The following is a 15,917-nucleotide window of genomic DNA, read 5'->3' on the forward strand; positions in this document are numbered from 1 at the left end:
TGCTCCTGCCGGGGCGGTTACACCTTCTCGGCGTAGTCCAGGCTAATCCAGCCTGCGCCGGACTTCAGCTTGCCCCAGCGCTTGGCTCCAGGGCCGTCCGCCTCCTCCACAATGGTGTACACCCCGGGCTCGATGAATCCCTGAGCCTGGGTGTCGGTGCCGGGGCCGCTGCGAATGCGCAGCTCGGTCACCGTCACCTTCACAGTGTAGGGGGTGAACCCGGTGGTGGAACCGGGCAGCTTGAGCACCTGCCCCACCACAATGAGGTTGGGGTCCTTGATGCCGTTTAATTGCGCCAGGGTGTCCACGGTGGTTCCATACTTCTGGGCAATCTCGCTGAGGGTGTCCCCCTTCACCACCGTGTAGGTCTTGCCGGACACCGGGGGCTGGGGCTTGACCTGGGCAGGGGTCATGGCCTTGGACACATCGGCCCGGAAGGTGTCCATGGACTTACCAAACTTGGGGAACCAGTGCATCACATCGGCGTGGTTGCTGGCCACCCCTCGCCGGTAGCCCTCGGAGTGGCAGATCACCACCCCGTCGGCCAGGGGGTTGAGGTTGTAGGTCTTGCACAGCATGGCAGTGAGCTCCACCGCCTCCTGGTAGACCTTGCGGAAATAGCCCTCGTCGGTGAGGTCGTCCTCACAGATCTCAAAGGCAATGTGGGTGTTGTTGGCGCTGCCCCCGGAGGTGCCGGTGCCGGCGTGCCAGCCCCGGTGGTTCCAGGGCAGAGTCTGGACGGTGCCCACGCCGCCGTCGGCCAGCTTGCCCACAAAGGCGTGGGTGCACACATCCAGCCCCGGATTATTCCAGTCGTTGGCGTTGCGGTTTCCGCCGATCTCCGCCTTCAACTGGGCCTCATTGCTCTGTCCCTCCACCGGCTGCACGTACCGGGCCACCAGGGGGTTGTTGGCCCCGGTGGAATGGACCATGACCCCCTTGGGGGTAATGGTCCGCCCGGCCTTGTAGCAGTCGTTGGCGGTCAACATACACTTAATCAGTCTCAATGGTGGTTACCTCCTCCACAGCTTCCTGCACATCTTCAATGGCTGTTTTCACCGCTGCGGCGTCAATGCGGCCCTCGGTGACGATGTACGTCACCACCGATACCACCGACACCACAGCCCCCGCTGTGCTGGCCACCGCCTCCTGGTCCAGTCCGAAGGCCAGGGCCAGTCCGGCGGCAATGCCCGCCAGAGCAGTCCACAGCTTGCGGCTGGACAGCTTTTGCAACACAGTGTTCACTGCTTCACTCCTTCTCGTACGCGGCTAGAATCTCTCGATCCAGCTTTTTCTTGGCCTCTTCCGCCTGGGTCAGCTCCTCCATGGCCTGGGCCAACTCTCCGTTGGGGGGCGGTTTGGTCACAGCGTGGTTAAGCCAGAATATGCACCGGCCATAGGCGTGGTGCAGCTGGTCCTCCACCTCCTGCCGCCGCTGGCGATGCTCCTGGCGCTGCTGGGCCTCCTGCTCCCCCTGTTCCAGCCGTCGGTCCAGGTACCGCTTGAGGTAGCCCACCGCCAGCCCGGTGATGCCGCTGCCCCCCACCAGGGCAGCCATCACAGCTCCCAGCACTTCCTCCCCGCTCATGTCCTGTCACTCCTGTACATCGGTCGGTTCTGCCCCTCATGCACCCGCTGCATCCGAGGTGTGGGCGGGGTCGTAGGTGCGGATGTACCAGTTGACGTAGTTTTGATAGCTGGTGTTAAAGCTCTCCATGCGGTTTTGATACAGCTCCAGCTCCCCGTTGGCCTGGTGGAGCTTGGCCAGCAGCCAGTGCAGGTACACATCGCTGTGGGGCCAGCCCACCGTGAGGGTCCCCGGCCAGCTCTGCCACACCTGCTCCAGCTCCTGCTCCGAGGCCAGCTTCACGTCCAGATAGATGCGCCCCTCCAGCTCGCCCAGCCACTGGAGCTTCTGCTCCTGGCTGTACTGGTTGGGGCTGAGCAGGTCCGCCTGGTCCACCACCTCCTGGGCGGTGGGAAACCGGTTGGCGTCTGCCATGGTCAAACCTCCTCTCTTCTCCCCCCGCCCCGGCCCTTGTGCCGGGGCGGGGATGTCCATCATTAGGGCAGCTCGGTGCCGCTGTCAATGCCGCCCACAGCGGCAAAGCGCCAGTCGTTGAAGGTGGCGTTGAAGCGGCTGCGGCCACGCCAGACATTGGCATCGGTGTTCTCGTCCACGGTGGAGCGCACCGCCAGCTGCACCCGGTCATTCCACACCGCGCCGCCGTAGGTCTGGTTGTACTTGCTGTCCAGCAGAATCCAGGGGGCGTTCCCCTCAGACAGGTCCACAAACTGGTTGAGGTAGCTCCAGACGATGACGTTCCAGCGGCCATACTGGTAGTTGAAGGCGTTGTTGGAGGTGGTGGGCTCCTTGTCCGCACCGATGGCGGCAAAGACCTCCTTTTTCAGGCTGCCCACCTCGGGGATGAGGATGGTGTCGGGGGCCACGTCCAGAATCTCGTCGTTGTCACCCCGGAACAGGTGCATGGCAGTCTCCATCTTGCCCAGGGCGTCGGCGGAGAAGGCGTCGCTGAACTTGTTGGCCTGGGTGTCGCCGGAGACCTTGGCGGGGTGGGCGGTGTGGAACATGGACACGCCGTCGGCGCTCTTGATGTCAAACTCCCGGCCCTTATAGGTGATCTTGTCCTTGCCGGAGATGGCGCCGCCGTACAGGGCCGCGCCGAACAGCTCCCGGGTGCGGTTGTAGCTGGTGATGAAGGCGGCGGGCTGCTTCTTCATGTCCATGACCTTGGAGTCCTCCATCATCTCGGCGGAGATGGAGAAGGAGTCCTTCCAGGTGTCGTACACCAGCAGCTTCTGGTAGCCCTCCTGCATGCCGTCCAGGGGATAGGCGCCGTTTTCGCCCACGGGCTCAAAGCCGCTCATGGCGGTCATGGTGGTCATCAGGTCACCGTAGTTCTCGCTCTTGCCCATGAGGAACAGGTCCTTGAGCACAGACTGACGCTCAAACTGCTCCCCCCGCTGCTCCAGGAACATGCGGATGGGGGCCTGACACTTGCCGTAAATGCTGTCGTTGAGGCCGGAGCCTTCAGAGAAAATGATTTTCATGGGGTTGGTTATCCTCCTTTACACAAATCTGCCCCGGACGGTGTCACCCTTCTGGGTGCCCTCCACGTCCACCAGCTCGAAGTTGCCAGCGCCCTGGGACACCGTGAGGCCGTCCTCGGCCACCTGTACCTTTACGCCGGGCTTTGCCTCGGCGGTGACGGCAGACAGGGTGGTCTCATAGAGGAAGGCCCCCTCCACCCGGGTGACGGGGATGACCTGGCCATCGGCGGCGGTGACGTCCGCCATGCACAGATAGGGGGGCGTGGTGGTGGAGGCTGCGCTGAGCTTGGTCAGCTTGCCGCCGGTGACGGTGAGCATCTGGCCCGCCTGATAGGTGTCGGCGGCTGCGCCCAGGTATTCCCAGGGCAGCATGGCCCCGGTGTTGCTTTTCACGGGTACAAACATTTACTTTCCTCCCTGATATTTGTTGTAATAGGCCTGAATGGCCGCTTCACTGGCCTGGGGGTTGAAGGCCCGGAACAAATCCATCTCCGGGGCGGGCACGGTGGCGGCCCCTTTGCCCCGCTGGGCGGCGGCGATGAGGTGCCCCTTGCTGCGTGCCAGGTTCTGGGCCTGCTGGCGGGCGGCGGCGGCTGCCTGCTGGGTGAGCTGGTCGTAGTGGGCCAGCTTGTAGGCGTCCACAAAGGAGTTGCCCCGCTTCACCAGCTGGTAAAACTCCTTCGCCCGGGGCATGGTGAGCAGATCGCCCACCGAGCGAATGTTGGGGTTGAGCTGGCGAATCTGGGCCAGCTCGGCGGCCACCTGGGCCTCCATTGCCGGGTTGGCCTGGGGCCGAGGGGCGAGCTTGGCCTGCTGGGCCTGCTGGGCCTGCTTGAAGGCCCGGTACTGCTCCAGGTTGGTGATGGGGGTGCCGTCGGCGGGGTTTTTCAGGGCCGCATCTCGGAGCACCTGCTCCACATCCTGGCGGGTATGGCTGCGCTCGGCCTCCACCGCCTCCTGGATGGCGGCCCGGGTCTCCGCCCGCCGCCGCCGGGCGGCGTTCTCCCGCCGCTGCTCCAGGCTCATCTCCCCCTGAGGGGGCTGGGCCTGGGGCTGCTCCGTCTCCTGGGGTGCCTGCTCCTGGGCGGGCTGCTCCACTCCCAAAGCCTCATACACTTGCTGCTCGTTGACTTCCATATCTCGTTCCTTCCTGCCCCCGTGGGGCCGTGGGATGTTCCCGCTATCCCTGCGTATTGGTTTGGTTTTTCGGCGTTACTCCTTGCCCTGTCTCAGGTCCTTGCCGGTGTGTACGGTGCCGGTCTTGGTGGCGGTGGTCTGGCAGGGCGCCTTTACCACCTGGGTGCCGGTGTTCTGAATCCGGCCGATGTAGCCCTTCTGCTCCTTCATGCCGTTCCCTCCCTTCTCATCTGGTCTGGCATGTTCCCGCTGTCGCCTTGCGTGAGTTGTCGTTGTGATTGTCCCATCTGGGCCTCCCGCTGCGCCCGCTGTTCCAGGGCCTGCTTGGTGTCTCCAGCCCCGGGGTAGTGCAGCTGCTCCATCTTGGTCCAGAATAGAATGAGGGTCTCGGTGGCCGCCGGGTCGCCGAAGGCCCCATTTTGCAGGTTCTGCCTCGTCTCCTGCCACATGGCCTCCCGGTTGCTGGCCAGGGTGTCGGTGGTGTCCACCGAGAAGAGGAACTGATCGTTCCAGTAGTACTGGCCGTCGGAGTCCTGTTCCAGGAAGTCGTAGCGGTTGAACTGCTCGTACTGGGTGTGGCCCTGGGCGTCCTGGTAGGTGACGGGCCGGGGCTCGTCACCGTAGGCCAGCCAGAACTCGAACATCATGCGGAACAGGTCGGCATAGGCCTTGTTTTTCATCACCCGCTTGCTCTCCAGCCGTCCGGCGGCCTGGGCGGCGGAGAACTCCTTGGCCTTGCCGCTGGTGGCCGTGGAGTCCGCCCGGCCCTGGAAGGAGTCGGTGATGCCCAGAATTTGACGAGCCTCCTCGTAGACGTTGGCCAGGTACAGCAGCTCGTACTCCAGGTCCCCCTTGAAGTCGTATACCCCAATCATGGCCTTGTCCGCCGCCGAGCCGATGTACCACCGCTCCCCGTCCTGGCTGTCCACCCGCAGCGAGGCGTTGTCGGGCAGGGTGATGCGGGTGCCCGCCTTCACCAGGCGGTCAATGATCTTCTGCTCCAGGCGGTTGATGGTGTTTTGCTGGTCGGCGATCATGTCCACATCCGAGTTGCCCAGCAGCTGGCCGTACACGGACACGCTGCGCTGCAAGACGATGGGGAACACCCCCGGCTTGTAGAAGGGGATGAGGGTGGGGCGCATTACCGGGTTGCCCTCCTGGTCCAGATCGGGGGTGGCCCCGGGGATGGACAACCCCTTCCCGGTGGTGATGGGCAGCAGCACCTGCTCATACTCCTGCACCTGGTCTTCAAACTCCTCACAGCCGCACCAGGGGCAACCGCCCCCCTGGTACTCCCGGGGTGCCTGACTCTGGTCCGGCTCCACGGGCAGGCTGTCCAGGCCGCCGCCCCCGGCCATGGCCTCCTGGGCCAAGGTCTGGGCCAGCATCTGCCCCGCCTCCTGGCGCAGCAGCTCCCCCTGGTCTTGGTTGGGTGCCGTGGCGGGCTGTTGGATGAGCTGTCCGGGCAGGGGCCGAACCCGGCCGCACTGCTTACACACGGGCTGCCGCCGGGCCTGGTAGTCCTCCAGGTCCTCCAGCGGGGTGTCGTTGACCCAGCAGTACCGATTCACGCCCCCCTGGGCGTTCTTCTCATAGCCCACATACCGGGTGAGGGCGTCCTCCACGGCGTTCACGCCGTCCACACCTCGCACGGCGGGCTCGGACTCCCCGTCCTCCTCCACCCAGATGCCGTACTCCCGGAAGATGGCGTCCCGGGTGGTGGGGATTTTCACAATCACCCAATCCATGTCCTGAATGGAAGTGAACACCCCAGGCTGGGGGGCCAGCTGCTTGGGGTGGAGCATGCGCACCACCTGGGTGCCCACGGTGTCGTGGGTGCGCTCCCGGTTGTCCCACTCCACCAGGTAGGCCACGCCCCCCTGGATGGGGACGGTGCGTTCGGCCAGGTCGTTGAGCTGGGCAAAGGGGAGCCGCTCCAACTCGTTGCGCAAAAAGTGCTCCAACAGCTGGGCCAGCCCCTCGTCCTCTCTGCGGCGGGGGGTGACCTTGGGCTGGGGAATGGCGCTGGACACCTGGGTCTCCACGTTTTCAAAGACGATGTTGCGCACATGGCTGGTGCTGCGCACGCCCCCGTCCCTTCTCGTATCTCCGGGCACCAGGGGCCGCAGCTGATGGTCTCCGTTGTAGATGCGCTCCCGCTGGTCCATGCGGGCGTACTCGGCGGAGTAGGCGGCATTGCTCAGGGCCAGCCGCTGCTGCCACAGCTTCAGCTTCTCCCCCGCTTGTTTCTGGTGTTTGGCCTTCATCTTCATCCTCCTTTGTTGTCACCGGGCCTGCCCCACAGCCGCAGCAGCATCTCCCGGTCCCCGGGGCTGGCTCGGTTCCAGTCCTCCCACATGTCCGAGGTCCACCGGGCGGTGCCTCCGGGCTGGGGGGTGGTCAGGCGCATGGACTGCTGGGGGCGCACGTAGTGGGCGATGGCCAGGGCCATGACACAGTCGTCGTGGGCCCCCGGCTCCGCCTCGGGGCGCATCTGCTCATTGCGCACAAAGGTGAGCATCTCCTCCAGGGTGGCCCGGTCGTTCACGCCCCCCAGGTGGTCCCGCATCACCCGCACCAGCTCCGCCAAAATCACCGGGCGGGTGAGGCGGTCGGTGCGGAAGCCGTAGGCGTGGTGGATTTGTCCATCGAAGGAGTCCTCCACCTCCCGGACGTAGATTTTCGGGTAGCCCATGAGCCCCAGCAACTTCACCGGATAGGTGGAGAAGTTGCACTCGGGGGCCAGCAGGGCACGGTTGTAGTGCAGCCCCAGACAGTACAGCTGCCGGGTATAGGTGTCCTCGTCGTACTGGTGGCGGAGGGTGCACACCTGCACCCCGGTGATGTTGTCCAGCACCTGGGCCACAAACCAGTCGGAGCCGTCCCCGGCGGTGTCCCCGCCGATGACGTAGGGCCGCCCCTGCTGAGGGGGTGTGTAGATGCGGATAGGTCCCCCCTTCTCCTCCACCCAGTGGATGTTGGCAAGGTGGATGCCGTCGTCGGCCAGGTCGTACTCGAACAGGCCCTCGTTTGCCGGGGGCTCCAGGTGTTGCAGCCGCTCCCCCACCGCCTTGCCGTTGAACACGGTCTTGCCCGTCACCCCCCACTGGCCCAGGCAGTAGACCATGTAGTAGTACTCGTCGGTCTCTTTGAAGCTCTCCAGGGTGGCCACCGCCTCGGGGGTGAGAAAGCGGTTGTCTTTATAGGTGCTCTCGTGCACCGTGGCCCGGGGGTCTTTCCGGTCGAAAAACCGCTTTTTCAGCCAGTGGGTGATGCTGATGGGGTTGAAGGTGAGAATCATCTGGAGATACTGGTTGAAATCCGTTCGCAAACGGATGTCCAGCTGGTTAAAGTCCCCCTCCTCCAGCTCGGAGGCCTCCTCAATCCAGATGCCGGTGATGTTGAAGATGGATTTCAGCTTCTCCACGTCGTCCAGCCCGGCAAAGAGGATGACGCTGCCATTGGCAAAGGTGATGGTCATGGCGGACTTGTTGGTCTTGGCCCCGGCGTCGGGGTAGAAGTCCGAAATCTGGCCCACCAGCTGGGCCCAGCAGCTCTCCCGCAGGGTGCGGGCCACCTTGCGGCACACCAGCCACCGGTGCCCCGGCTCGCTGGTCACCCGCTCCAACACCTTGCGCCCGGCGAAAATGCTCTTGCCGCTGCCGCCGCCCCCTTTCAGCACCAGAAACCGGTGCTTGTCAAAGAAGAGGGGGAGAAAGGTGTCGTTGTTGGTCTCTTTCAGGCCCTTGTACCACAGCAGAGCCTCCTCCTGTCGGTCATGGTTCATGGTGCTCCGGCAGCTCCCCCTGCCCCTCCTCCCACAACTCTTGGAGCAGAGCCAGCTTCTCCTGGGTAGTGAGGGACTGGGCCGCCCGGGTCTGGGGCCCCGCCTCCACCTCCACCTTCTGGGCATAGCCGTAGTTGTTTTGCAGGTGGAACACCACCCCCTTCACGTCCTTGCGGGTGAGCAGCTGCTCCTCGCTCCACGCCTGCAACATCCCGGTGACCCACTCGGTGGCCTCCTCCAACTCCGGGTAGGCCTGGTGATCACACCACTGCTTCCACTTCCCCGGGGTGATGCCCAGGTGGAGGCAGATGCCGGTGAGGGTGGGCGGAATCACATATTCCCGGGTGCGGATGATCTCCCCCCGGTCGTTGTACACCGGCTTTTTCTCACAGATGGGATTTCCCTTCTTGTCCACCTCTCCGGTGGGTTGCAGCTCGGTGACATCCACGGTGCGGCTGATGGAGTCCAGGTATTGGCGTACCTGACGCATCAGGGCCTTGGATGTGCTGGTTTGTCGCTGTCTGGCAGCCACAGATTTCCCTCCCTTGTGTTCTTCTTGTCCCATTGTAGCAACCAGACTTCCCTCGTGATTACACATTCCGTATTCAAACTCCACACTTTCCCTTATAAATCCTGGGGAAAGCGCACATAATAGCGTTTCAGCGCCCGGTACAGAGTGGTGGGGGAGGCGATGTAGTGTCTCTGACACACGGACTTTACCGCCTCCCCGGTGGTGACGTGCTCCAGCAGCGCCTGGCCATTGTTGCCCCCCACGCAGTCGCACAGGCGGCGGATGCGCTCCTGCTCCCGCACGGGCAGGCCAGAAAAGCGCAGAGACTTAAAGTAGATGTACCCTTGTCGGGCATAGGGCACCGGAATGCCCCGCTTATAGCGAAATTTCATCGTGTTTCTCCTTTCAACTGCTCCACCAGCTCCCGAATTTCCTCTTCGGTGTGGGTGGAGACGAATCTTCCATAGGTGGTGTGGTTTTGCCGGGCCAGCCGGGACACCCACACCAGCTGGGGGACGGGGGGCGGCGGCTCCAGGTCCCAATCCGCCTCAAACTCCCGGTCAATCTCGGCGTCCGCCTGGGCCATCTCCTCCAGCTCCTGGGGTGTAAACCCTGTCACGCCCCCGTCACCTCCCCGTTCCCTCCATGTGGCCCCCGCCGGGCACCGTCATCACCGTGGCCAGCACCGCCAGCACATGGTGGGCGGGCACCCCCAGAAACTGCTCATATCCCCGGATGAGGGCCTCCAGGGCATCCATGGCGGCGGCGGTGCTGGAGGCCTCAATGACCTGACAGAACCCGTCGCTGCCCTCCTCTTTGCGCACCTCCAGCTTCACCCGCTCCCCCTGGGTGCGCTTCCCTCCGTGATAGACCATCTCTTCTCGCTGCATCCCGGCTCGTTCCTCCTTTTTCTCCTCTCGATGTCTCCACGCCAGCCCCTGGGCCACGCCCAGCCAAAAGGCCCGCTCACGCCGCCCCAGCCGGGGCAGGCTGACGCACAGTGACCATGCGCTCCATGTCATAGTCTCCCTCCTTTTATTGATTTCTCGATAATATTATATCAGTCGCCGATATTTGTCAAGGCCATTTTATTGATTTGGTCAATCTTCTTTCTTGTGCTTCCCGCTGTGGCGTGGTAAAATACGGAGGTAACCCCCGTATCGTTTCGAGAACTGGAGGATTGACTATGAGTGTTGGACTGCGCATCCGCCAGGTGCGCAAGGCCTATGGGCTGACCCAACAGGCCTTTGCCGACCAACTGGGTTTGAAGCAAAATACCATTGCCACCTATGAGATCGAGAAAACCACCCCCAGCGAGCGCACCATTTTGGATATCTGCCGGGTGTTCCATGTCAACGAGGACTGGTTGCGCACGGGCCAGGGGGACATGCTCCTGACGCCCCCCAGCGGCCACACTCCCGACGAGGAGCTGATGGGCTTTTTGGGGGATGTGGCAGGCCGGAATGACTTCCGCTCTCGCCTCATTTCCGCTCTGTCCCGGCTCAGCGAGGAAGACTGGGCGGTGCTGGAGCGGCTGGCCCGAGAGCTTACCGACCCCGAGACATAAAAAATCCCCGGGCATTCCACCATTTCGGTGAAATGCCCGGGGATTTTTCCCGTTTATCGATTCAAATAATGGGAAATAAACTGAAAAATGGCTCGTAGCTGGGCCTCATCCGCTCGGTCCAGTAAGTCGATGATTGCCGCTTTGATCCAGTTACGCTCCATTTCTCTTCCTCCCTGCGCTGGGGATGGGGGTGCCATCCCGTTGGTCCACGATGTCCTGCCCCCATTATAATCGAACATATGTACCATTTCAAGCATCTGACTCCCACAATTTGTCTAAAATTGTCCGTTCTATGGGACTTTTGTATGATAACATAAAAAAATGTCGAATAAGGCCGAAAAAAGTCGAAAGGACGGGAAATTTTCCCGTCCTTTCAAAAATACAGTGTTTATGCCAGATTTCGGTTCCAATCCATGCGCCGATAGTACCACAGGAAGGTCACGGAGCTCAAGAACCAGGTGAGGGGGTAGACCCAGTAGACCATCTGAATGCTGCCGGTGAGGGGCACGGCGATGGCCAGGAAGGACACCCGGATGATGCACCAGCAGATCATCATCACGAACATGGGCACCACGGCCTTGCCTGCACCTCTGAGGATGGAGGCCATGGCGTGGGAGAAGGCCAGAAGGCAATAGAAGAGCACCGAGGTGCGGGCCTTGTCCACGCCGTAGGCGATGACGTCGGGGGAGGTGTCAAAGGCGGCTATGAGTTGGGGGGCGAAGATAAAGACCGCCACACCGATGAGCTCGGCCAAAATCACCGAGGTGATGGTGCCGAACCGGGCGCCCCGTTTGGTGCGCTCGATCTGGCCCGCACCCAGGTTCTGACCCACAAAGGTGGTCATAGCCATGGTAAAGCTGGTGATGGGGAGGAAGCCGAAGCCCTCAATCTTGGAGTAGGCGCCCACGCCGGCCATGGCGGCGTCGCCAAAGTGGTTGATGTTGGACTGGACCACCACATTGGCAATGGCGATGATGGAGTTCTGAACGCCGGAGGGCAGGCCGAAACGCACCACCCGCTTGAGCATATCCCAGTGGAAGCGAATCTTCCGCAGCTCCACCCGGTAGTTGTCCTTGACCCTCAGCAGCCGCCACAGACACATGATGGCACTGACGTACTGAGCAATGATGGTGGCCCAGGCCGCTCCGTCCACCCCCATGCCCAGCACGGCGATGAAGAACAGGTCCAGCACCACGTTGACCACCGAGGAGACAATGAGGTAGTACAGGGGGTGGCGGCTATCGCCCACCGCCTGCATGATACCCACGCACACGTTGTACATCACCGAGCCCAAAGAACCCATGAGGTAGATGCTCAGATACAGCTGGGAGTTGTACATGACGTTTTCCGGGGTGTCCATCCACCGGAGAATCTGGGGAGACAGGCCCACGCCCACCGCTGTCATCACCACGCCGGCCACCAGACCGAAGGCCACGGTGGTGTGCACTGCCTTGCTCATCTCCTCCAGCTTGTTGCCGCCGAAGTAACGGGAGATGACCACACCGGCGCCGATGGCGATGCCGCTCAAAAAGCCGATGAGCATAAAAATGAGGCTGCCGGTGGAGCTCACCGCAGCCAGGGCATTCTTTCCCAGGAAGTTTCCTACGATCAGGGAGTCGGCGGTGTTGTACATCTGCTGGAACAGGTTGCCCAGAAAAATGGGAAGGGCAAAGTAGGTGATTCGCTTCCAAATGGGCCCTTGTGTCATGGGTTCTGTGGTGTGTGCCATTTTCATTTCCTTTCTCTATCTCTCATTTCGTGTCTGATTAGTATATACCTCCCAGTTCCCCTTGGCAAGCCATTGGGGAGAAAACCTGCGGTTTTGTTGGAACTACAACAGACATTCCCGGCCCATTGTGGTATCCTACCATCAAAATCACCACACCAGGAGGACATATCTATGATTCGACGCATCATCCACATTGACCAGGACAAGTGCAACGGCTGCGGGGCCTGTGCTCAGGCCTGCCACGAGGGGGCCATCGCCATGGTAGACGGCAAGGCCCAGCTCATCCGGGACGACTACTGCGATGGCCTGGGGGACTGCCTGCCCACCTGCCCCACCGGGGCCATTACCTTCGTGGAGCGAGAGGCCGCCCCCTATGACGAGGCAGCGGTGAAGGCCAATATGGCCGCCAAAGCTGCCCCCTGCGCCTGTCCCGGCAGCATGGCCCGGGCCCTCACCCCCCAGGCAGACACCGCCGCCCCTGCCCCCGCTGCCTCCCAGCTGCGCCAGTGGCCGGTGCAAATCAAACTGGCCCCGGTGAACGCCCCCTACTTCCAGGGCGCCCACCTGCTCATTGCCGCCGACTGTACCGCCTACGCCTACGCCAATTTCCACCAGGACTTCATCCGGGGCAAGGTGACCCTCATCGGCTGCCCCAAGCTGGACATGGTGGACTACACGGAAAAGCTCACCGCCATTCTCCAGGATAACGACATCACCGCCCTCACCATTGTGCGCATGGAGGTGCCCTGCTGCGGCGGCATCCAGCACGCCGCCACCCAGGCTTTGCGTGCCAGCGGCAAGTTCATCCCCTGGCAGGTGGTGACCATCTCCACCGACGGGCGGATTTTGGACTGATGGGGGCTTGACTTCTCCCCCCGGTTTGTGTACCATTCACATAGCGGGTTTTTCTCAAAAATGCAAGCATTTTTTCGAGGAGATACAGCCCGCTGCATGCATCCTTGGGTCCAAGGACGACCCAAGGCCACACTGGCGGGCTGAGAAGTGTTTTTTCCGATGCGCATGTCCCCGGAAAAAACGAATTTTCATTTATTTTCCCGCCTGCGGGCGGGAAAACTCTGCCGAGGGCTTGTGTTCCTAACCAAGTACCTCAAACTTCTTGCAGGGACTTTTGCTTTTTTGACAGTCAAAAGGTACGCCCCAAAGGCGTACCTTTTTCTTTTTAGGAGAATCCCATGACATTACAGCAATTTTTTACCCAGCACCCCAAGGCCGCCCTGGCCTTCTCCGGGGGCTCCGACTCCGCCTACCTTCTCTGGGCGGGACGCACCTGGGGCCAGGACGTGCGGCCCTACTACGTCTCCACCCCCTTCCAGCCCGCCTGGGAGCGTGAAGACGCCCAGCGTCTGGCCCGTGAGCTGGGAGTACCCCTGACGGTGGTGGAGCTGGACGTGCTGGCCTGCCCAGAGGTGGCCGCCAACCCAGCAAATCGCTGCTATTTCTGCAAAAAAGCCCTCTTTTCCGCCCTGTGGCAGCGGGTCCGGGCGGATGGCTTTTCCCTGCTGCTGGACGGCACCAACGCCTCAGACGACGCCCAGGACCGCCCGGGCATGAGGGCCCTCTCCGAGCTGGAGGTGCGCTCCCCTCTCCGGGAGTGCGGGGTCACCAAGGCCCAGCTGCGGGCCCTGAGCCGGGAAGCGGGGCTGTTTACCTGGGACAAGCCCGCCTATGCCTGTCTGGCCACCCGCATTCCCACGGGCACCCCCATCACCGCCCGGGATTTGGCCCGGGTGGAGGGGGGCGAGGACGCCCTCTTTGCCCTGGGCTTCACCGATTTTCGCATTCGACTGCGGGGAGACGCCGCCCTCATTCAATTGCCCCTGGACCAGATGGACCGGGCGGTGGCTCAGTATCGGGTCCTTCTGGACGCCCTCTCCCCCCACTTTTCCCAGGTCTTTCTGGACTTGAACCCCCGGAAAAAGGAGGAATTCCATGGACAGTAAACAAGATGTACTGGCCCTGTTGCGGGGTGTGGCGGACGGGTCCGTCACACCGGAGCAGGCTGTGCTGGAGCTGAAGCGCTCCCCCTTTGACAACCTGGGCTATGCCCGGGTGGACACCCACCGCACCGTGCGCCAGGGTGCCTCGGAGGTCATCTACGGGGCGGGCAAGACCCCCCGGCAAATTGCGGGCATTGCCGCCTCCATGATGAAAAACGGCAGCCGCAACATCCTGGTCACCCGCCTGGACCAGGACAAGGCGGACCTGGTGGCCCAGGAGCTGCCCATGGACTATCACCCCGTCCCCCGCATCGGGGTGATCAACCCCCAGCCCCACCCCCAGGTGGGTTCCATTGTGGTGGCCACCGGGGGCACCAGCGACATGCCGGTGGCGGAGGAGGCCGCCCTCACCGCCGAGGTGCTGGGCAACCAGGTCACCCGCCTCTATGACGTGGGAGTGGCGGGACTTCACCGCCTGCTGGCCTCTCTGGACGAGCTGATGCAAGCCCGGGTGGTCATCGCCGTGGCTGGTATGGAGGGGGCGCTGGCCTCGGTGGTGGGCGGTCTGGTGGACTGCCCTGTCATCGCCGTGCCCACCAGCGTGGGCTATGGGGCCAGCTTTGGCGGCCTGTCCGCCCTGCTGGCCATGCTCAACTCCTGCGCCTCCGGGTGTAGCGTGGTGAACATCGACAACGGCTTTGGCGCAGGCTTCCTGGCCAGCCGCATCAATCAAATGGAGGGTCTGCCTCAATGAACACCTTATATCTACAATGTAACATGGGCGCGGCGGGGGACATGCTCACCGCCGCTCTGTATGAGCTGCTCCCCAACCGGGAGGAATTCTTGCACACCCTCAACCACATGGGTCTGCCTGGGGTGGAGTTCCACGCCGTCCCCGCCCAGTCCTGCGGCATCTCCGGCACCCACATGGACGTGGTGGTCCACGGAGAGCGGGAGGAGAGCCTGGACCATCACCATAACAATGACAATGACCACGACCACCATCATCACCATGATCATGAACATGAGCACGGCCACGAGCATCATCATCATCACCACCACACCACCCTCCACGATGTGGAGCACCTCATCGGCCGCCTGAACCTCCCCGCCCCGGTGCTGGAGCAGGCCCGGGCGGTGTACCACCGCCTGGCTCAGGCGGAGTCCCAGGCCCACGGGGTGGAGGTGGACCTGGTGCACTTCCACGAGGTGGGTGCCCTGGACGCCGTGGCGGACGTGGCGGCGGCCTGCTATGCCCTGTACCTACTCCACCCCGACGAAGTGGTGGTCTCCCCCGTCCACGTGGGCAGCGGCATGGTCCACTGCGCCCATGGTATCGTCCCCGTCCCCGCTCCCGCCACCGCCCACCTGCTGGAAGAGGTGCCCTGCTACGGCGGCGACATCCAGGGGGAGCTGTGCACCCCCACGGGGGCGGCGCTGCTGACCACCTTTGCCACCCGGTTTGGCCCCATGCCCCCCATGGTGCTGGAGCACACCGGGTACGGCATGGGCAAAAAGGAGTTCCCCGCCGCCAACTGTGTCCGGGCCATGCTGGGACACACCCAGGACACGGAGAACGTAATTTTGGAGCTGGTGTGCAACCTGGACGACATGACCCCCGAGGCCCTGTCCTTTGCCTGCCAGCGGCTTTTAGAGGAGGGGGCCCTGGACGTGTACACCCTGCCCGGATGCATGAAGAAGGGCCGCCCCGGCTGGCAGCTGGTGGCCCTGTGTGACCCCGCCCACAAAGACCCGCTCATCCACCAGGTGTTTGCCCTTACCTCCACCACGGGGCTGCGGGTGCGCACCTGTGAAAAGCACGTGCTGGACTACACCATCACCACCCGGGAAACCCCCTACGGCCCGGTGCGGGTGAAGAAAGCCCAGGGCTACGGGGTGCACCGCTCCAAGCCGGAGTATGAGGACATGGCCCGCATCGCCCGGGAGCATAAGATCACCCTGAAACAGATATTCCACAGGGACTAACCCATGCCTCTTCCCTCTTCACTGGCAGGGGAGACGCGCTCCGCTGGGCCCCATTTCTCCACGTGGAGATTTACAATGCAAGTGCAACACCTAAAATAAAAGATGACCCATTGGGGAAATTCCTGTAAAATGGCAGTTGACGAGACAAACCATAAGGAGGAATCCCCAAT

Annotated in this window: 20 protein-coding genes; 5 read left to right on the forward strand and 15 right to left on the reverse strand. The window is 62.7% G+C overall.

The window, feature by feature from the left end; all coding sequences use genetic code 11:
* Positions 1-17 precede the first annotated feature (17 nt).
* The 14 genes from B5F22_RS08080 to B5F22_RS08135 all read right to left on the reverse strand — a co-directional run bounded on the left by B5F22_RS08080 (position 18) and on the right by B5F22_RS08135 (position 9,529).
* Positions 18-1,007, reverse strand: coding sequence for a LysM peptidoglycan-binding domain-containing protein (locus B5F22_RS08080; RefSeq protein ID WP_087392165.1), 990 nt, complete (start codon positions 1,005-1,007; stop codon positions 18-20).
* The gene (locus B5F22_RS08085; RefSeq protein WP_087232249.1) at positions 994-1,245 is read right to left on the reverse strand and encodes a hypothetical protein; all 252 of its coding nucleotides are present in this window, start codon (positions 1,243-1,245) and stop codon (positions 994-996) included. Before B5F22_RS08085 ends, B5F22_RS08080 begins: the two co-directional genes overlap by 14 nt.
* Before the next feature lie 4 nt (positions 1,246-1,249).
* Positions 1,250-1,588 carry a hypothetical protein gene (locus tag B5F22_RS08090; protein ID WP_087369492.1) on the reverse strand — a complete coding sequence of 113 codons (339 nt, stop codon included), beginning with the start codon at positions 1,586-1,588 and terminating at the stop codon, positions 1,250-1,252.
* Positions 1,589-1,624: 36 nt separating this feature from the next.
* Positions 1,625-2,002: a hypothetical protein gene (locus B5F22_RS08095; RefSeq protein WP_087369491.1), complete on the reverse strand. Its 378-nt coding sequence runs from the start codon at positions 2,000-2,002 to the stop codon at positions 1,625-1,627.
* A gap of 62 nt (positions 2,003-2,064) precedes the next feature.
* A complete protein-coding gene (locus B5F22_RS08100; RefSeq protein WP_087392166.1) occupies positions 2,065-3,072 on the reverse strand; it encodes a hypothetical protein in 1,008 nt (335 codons plus the stop codon).
* A gap of 18 nt (positions 3,073-3,090) precedes the next feature.
* Positions 3,091-3,477 (reverse strand): hypothetical protein, encoded by a 387-nt coding sequence (locus tag B5F22_RS08105; RefSeq protein ID WP_087392167.1) that lies wholly within the window; start codon positions 3,475-3,477, stop codon positions 3,091-3,093.
* Positions 3,478-4,209, reverse strand: a complete 732-nt coding sequence (locus B5F22_RS08110; protein WP_087392168.1) for a hypothetical protein — start codon at positions 4,207-4,209, stop codon at positions 3,478-3,480.
* 75 nt (positions 4,210-4,284) lie between these two features.
* Entirely contained in the window at positions 4,285-4,419 is a 135-nt protein-coding gene (locus B5F22_RS12760; RefSeq protein WP_275532481.1) for a hypothetical protein, read from the reverse strand.
* The gene (locus B5F22_RS08115) at positions 4,416-6,476 is read right to left on the reverse strand and encodes a hypothetical protein (RefSeq protein WP_087392169.1); all 2,061 of its coding nucleotides are present in this window, start codon (positions 6,474-6,476) and stop codon (positions 4,416-4,418) included. Before B5F22_RS08115 ends, B5F22_RS12760 begins: the two co-directional genes overlap by 4 nt.
* A gap of 2 nt (positions 6,477-6,478) precedes the next feature.
* On the reverse strand, positions 6,479-7,996 hold the full coding sequence (locus tag B5F22_RS08120) for a PBSX family phage terminase large subunit (RefSeq protein ID WP_158096656.1): 1,518 nt from the start codon (positions 7,994-7,996) through the stop codon (positions 6,479-6,481).
* The gene (locus B5F22_RS12045) at positions 7,986-8,528 is read right to left on the reverse strand and encodes a terminase small subunit (RefSeq protein ID WP_158096657.1); all 543 of its coding nucleotides are present in this window, start codon (positions 8,526-8,528) and stop codon (positions 7,986-7,988) included. The genes B5F22_RS08120 and B5F22_RS12045 overlap by 11 nt, the downstream gene beginning before the upstream one ends.
* A gap of 92 nt (positions 8,529-8,620) precedes the next feature.
* Complete coding sequence (locus B5F22_RS08125; RefSeq protein ID WP_087232225.1) at positions 8,621-8,899, reverse strand: hypothetical protein; 279 nt, start codon at positions 8,897-8,899, stop codon at positions 8,621-8,623.
* A complete protein-coding gene (locus tag B5F22_RS08130; RefSeq protein ID WP_143482216.1) occupies positions 8,896-9,126 on the reverse strand; it encodes a hypothetical protein in 231 nt (76 codons plus the stop codon). Before B5F22_RS08130 ends, B5F22_RS08125 begins: the two co-directional genes overlap by 4 nt.
* Before the next feature lie 7 nt (positions 9,127-9,133).
* On the reverse strand, positions 9,134-9,529 hold the full coding sequence (locus B5F22_RS08135; protein ID WP_143482217.1) for a hypothetical protein: 396 nt from the start codon (positions 9,527-9,529) through the stop codon (positions 9,134-9,136).
* A gap of 164 nt (positions 9,530-9,693) precedes the next feature.
* Between B5F22_RS08135 and B5F22_RS08140 the strand changes: the two genes are divergently transcribed.
* A complete protein-coding gene (locus tag B5F22_RS08140) occupies positions 9,694-10,074 on the forward strand; it encodes a helix-turn-helix transcriptional regulator (protein WP_087392172.1) in 381 nt (126 codons plus the stop codon).
* 388 nt (positions 10,075-10,462) lie between these two features.
* Here B5F22_RS08140 and B5F22_RS08145 read toward each other — a convergent pair whose 3' ends face one another.
* A complete protein-coding gene (locus B5F22_RS08145) occupies positions 10,463-11,782 on the reverse strand; it encodes an MATE family efflux transporter (RefSeq protein WP_087369509.1) in 1,320 nt (439 codons plus the stop codon).
* A gap of 192 nt (positions 11,783-11,974) precedes the next feature.
* On the opposite strand from B5F22_RS08145, the gene B5F22_RS08150 reads away from it, so the two are divergent.
* The 4 genes from B5F22_RS08150 (at position 11,975) to larC (ending at position 15,747) form a co-directional block, all read left to right on the forward strand.
* A complete protein-coding gene (locus B5F22_RS08150) occupies positions 11,975-12,658 on the forward strand; it encodes a 4Fe-4S binding protein (RefSeq protein ID WP_087392173.1) in 684 nt (227 codons plus the stop codon).
* A gap of 338 nt (positions 12,659-12,996) precedes the next feature.
* Positions 12,997-13,764 (forward strand): ATP-dependent sacrificial sulfur transferase LarE, encoded by a 768-nt coding sequence (larE, locus tag B5F22_RS08155; protein ID WP_087392174.1) that lies wholly within the window; start codon positions 12,997-12,999, stop codon positions 13,762-13,764.
* Positions 13,754-14,515, forward strand: a complete 762-nt coding sequence (gene larB, locus B5F22_RS08160; RefSeq protein WP_087392175.1) for a nickel pincer cofactor biosynthesis protein LarB — start codon at positions 13,754-13,756, stop codon at positions 14,513-14,515. The genes larE and larB overlap by 11 nt, the downstream gene beginning before the upstream one ends.
* Positions 14,512-15,747 (forward strand): nickel pincer cofactor biosynthesis protein LarC, encoded by a 1,236-nt coding sequence (gene larC, locus B5F22_RS08165; protein WP_087392176.1) that lies wholly within the window; start codon positions 14,512-14,514, stop codon positions 15,745-15,747. The genes larB and larC overlap by 4 nt, the downstream gene beginning before the upstream one ends.
* Positions 15,748-15,917 lie beyond the last annotated feature (170 nt).

Source organism: Pseudoflavonifractor sp. An187, from assembly GCF_002160275.1.
GTDB classification, from domain to species: domain Bacteria; phylum Bacillota; class Clostridia; order Oscillospirales; family Oscillospiraceae; genus Enterenecus; species Enterenecus faecium.

Excerpts from the sequence above, each read along its gene's own strand:
- larB (WP_087392175.1), top strand. The coding sequence starts at position 13,754 with ATGGACAGTAAACAAGATGTACTGGCCCTGTTGCGGGGTGTGGCGGAC.
- B5F22_RS08100 (WP_087392166.1), bottom strand. The coding sequence starts at position 3,072 with ATGAAAATCATTTTCTCTGAAGGCTCCGGCCTCAACGACAGCATTTAC.
- B5F22_RS08140 (WP_087392172.1), top strand. The coding sequence starts at position 9,694 with ATGAGTGTTGGACTGCGCATCCGCCAGGTGCGCAAGGCCTATGGGCTG.
- B5F22_RS08090 (WP_087369492.1), bottom strand. The coding sequence starts at position 1,588 with ATGAGCGGGGAGGAAGTGCTGGGAGCTGTGATGGCTGCCCTGGTGGGG.
- B5F22_RS08120 (WP_158096656.1), bottom strand. The coding sequence starts at position 7,996 with ATGAACCATGACCGACAGGAGGAGGCTCTGCTGTGGTACAAGGGCCTG.
- B5F22_RS08150 (WP_087392173.1), top strand. The coding sequence starts at position 11,975 with ATGATTCGACGCATCATCCACATTGACCAGGACAAGTGCAACGGCTGC.
- larC (WP_087392176.1), top strand. The coding sequence starts at position 14,512 with ATGAACACCTTATATCTACAATGTAACATGGGCGCGGCGGGGGACATG.
- B5F22_RS08110 (WP_087392168.1), bottom strand. The coding sequence starts at position 4,209 with ATGGAAGTCAACGAGCAGCAAGTGTATGAGGCTTTGGGAGTGGAGCAG.
- B5F22_RS08125 (WP_087232225.1), bottom strand. The coding sequence starts at position 8,899 with ATGAAATTTCGCTATAAGCGGGGCATTCCGGTGCCCTATGCCCGACAA.
- B5F22_RS08145 (WP_087369509.1), bottom strand. The coding sequence starts at position 11,782 with ATGACACAAGGGCCCATTTGGAAGCGAATCACCTACTTTGCCCTTCCC.
- B5F22_RS12760 (WP_275532481.1), bottom strand. The coding sequence starts at position 4,419 with ATGAAGGAGCAGAAGGGCTACATCGGCCGGATTCAGAACACCGGCACC.
- B5F22_RS08115 (WP_087392169.1), bottom strand. The coding sequence starts at position 6,476 with ATGAAGGCCAAACACCAGAAACAAGCGGGGGAGAAGCTGAAGCTGTGG.
- B5F22_RS08095 (WP_087369491.1), bottom strand. The coding sequence starts at position 2,002 with ATGGCAGACGCCAACCGGTTTCCCACCGCCCAGGAGGTGGTGGACCAG.
- B5F22_RS08135 (WP_143482217.1), bottom strand. The coding sequence starts at position 9,529 with ATGACATGGAGCGCATGGTCACTGTGCGTCAGCCTGCCCCGGCTGGGG.
- B5F22_RS08105 (WP_087392167.1), bottom strand. The coding sequence starts at position 3,477 with ATGTTTGTACCCGTGAAAAGCAACACCGGGGCCATGCTGCCCTGGGAA.
- larE (WP_087392174.1), top strand. The coding sequence starts at position 12,997 with ATGACATTACAGCAATTTTTTACCCAGCACCCCAAGGCCGCCCTGGCC.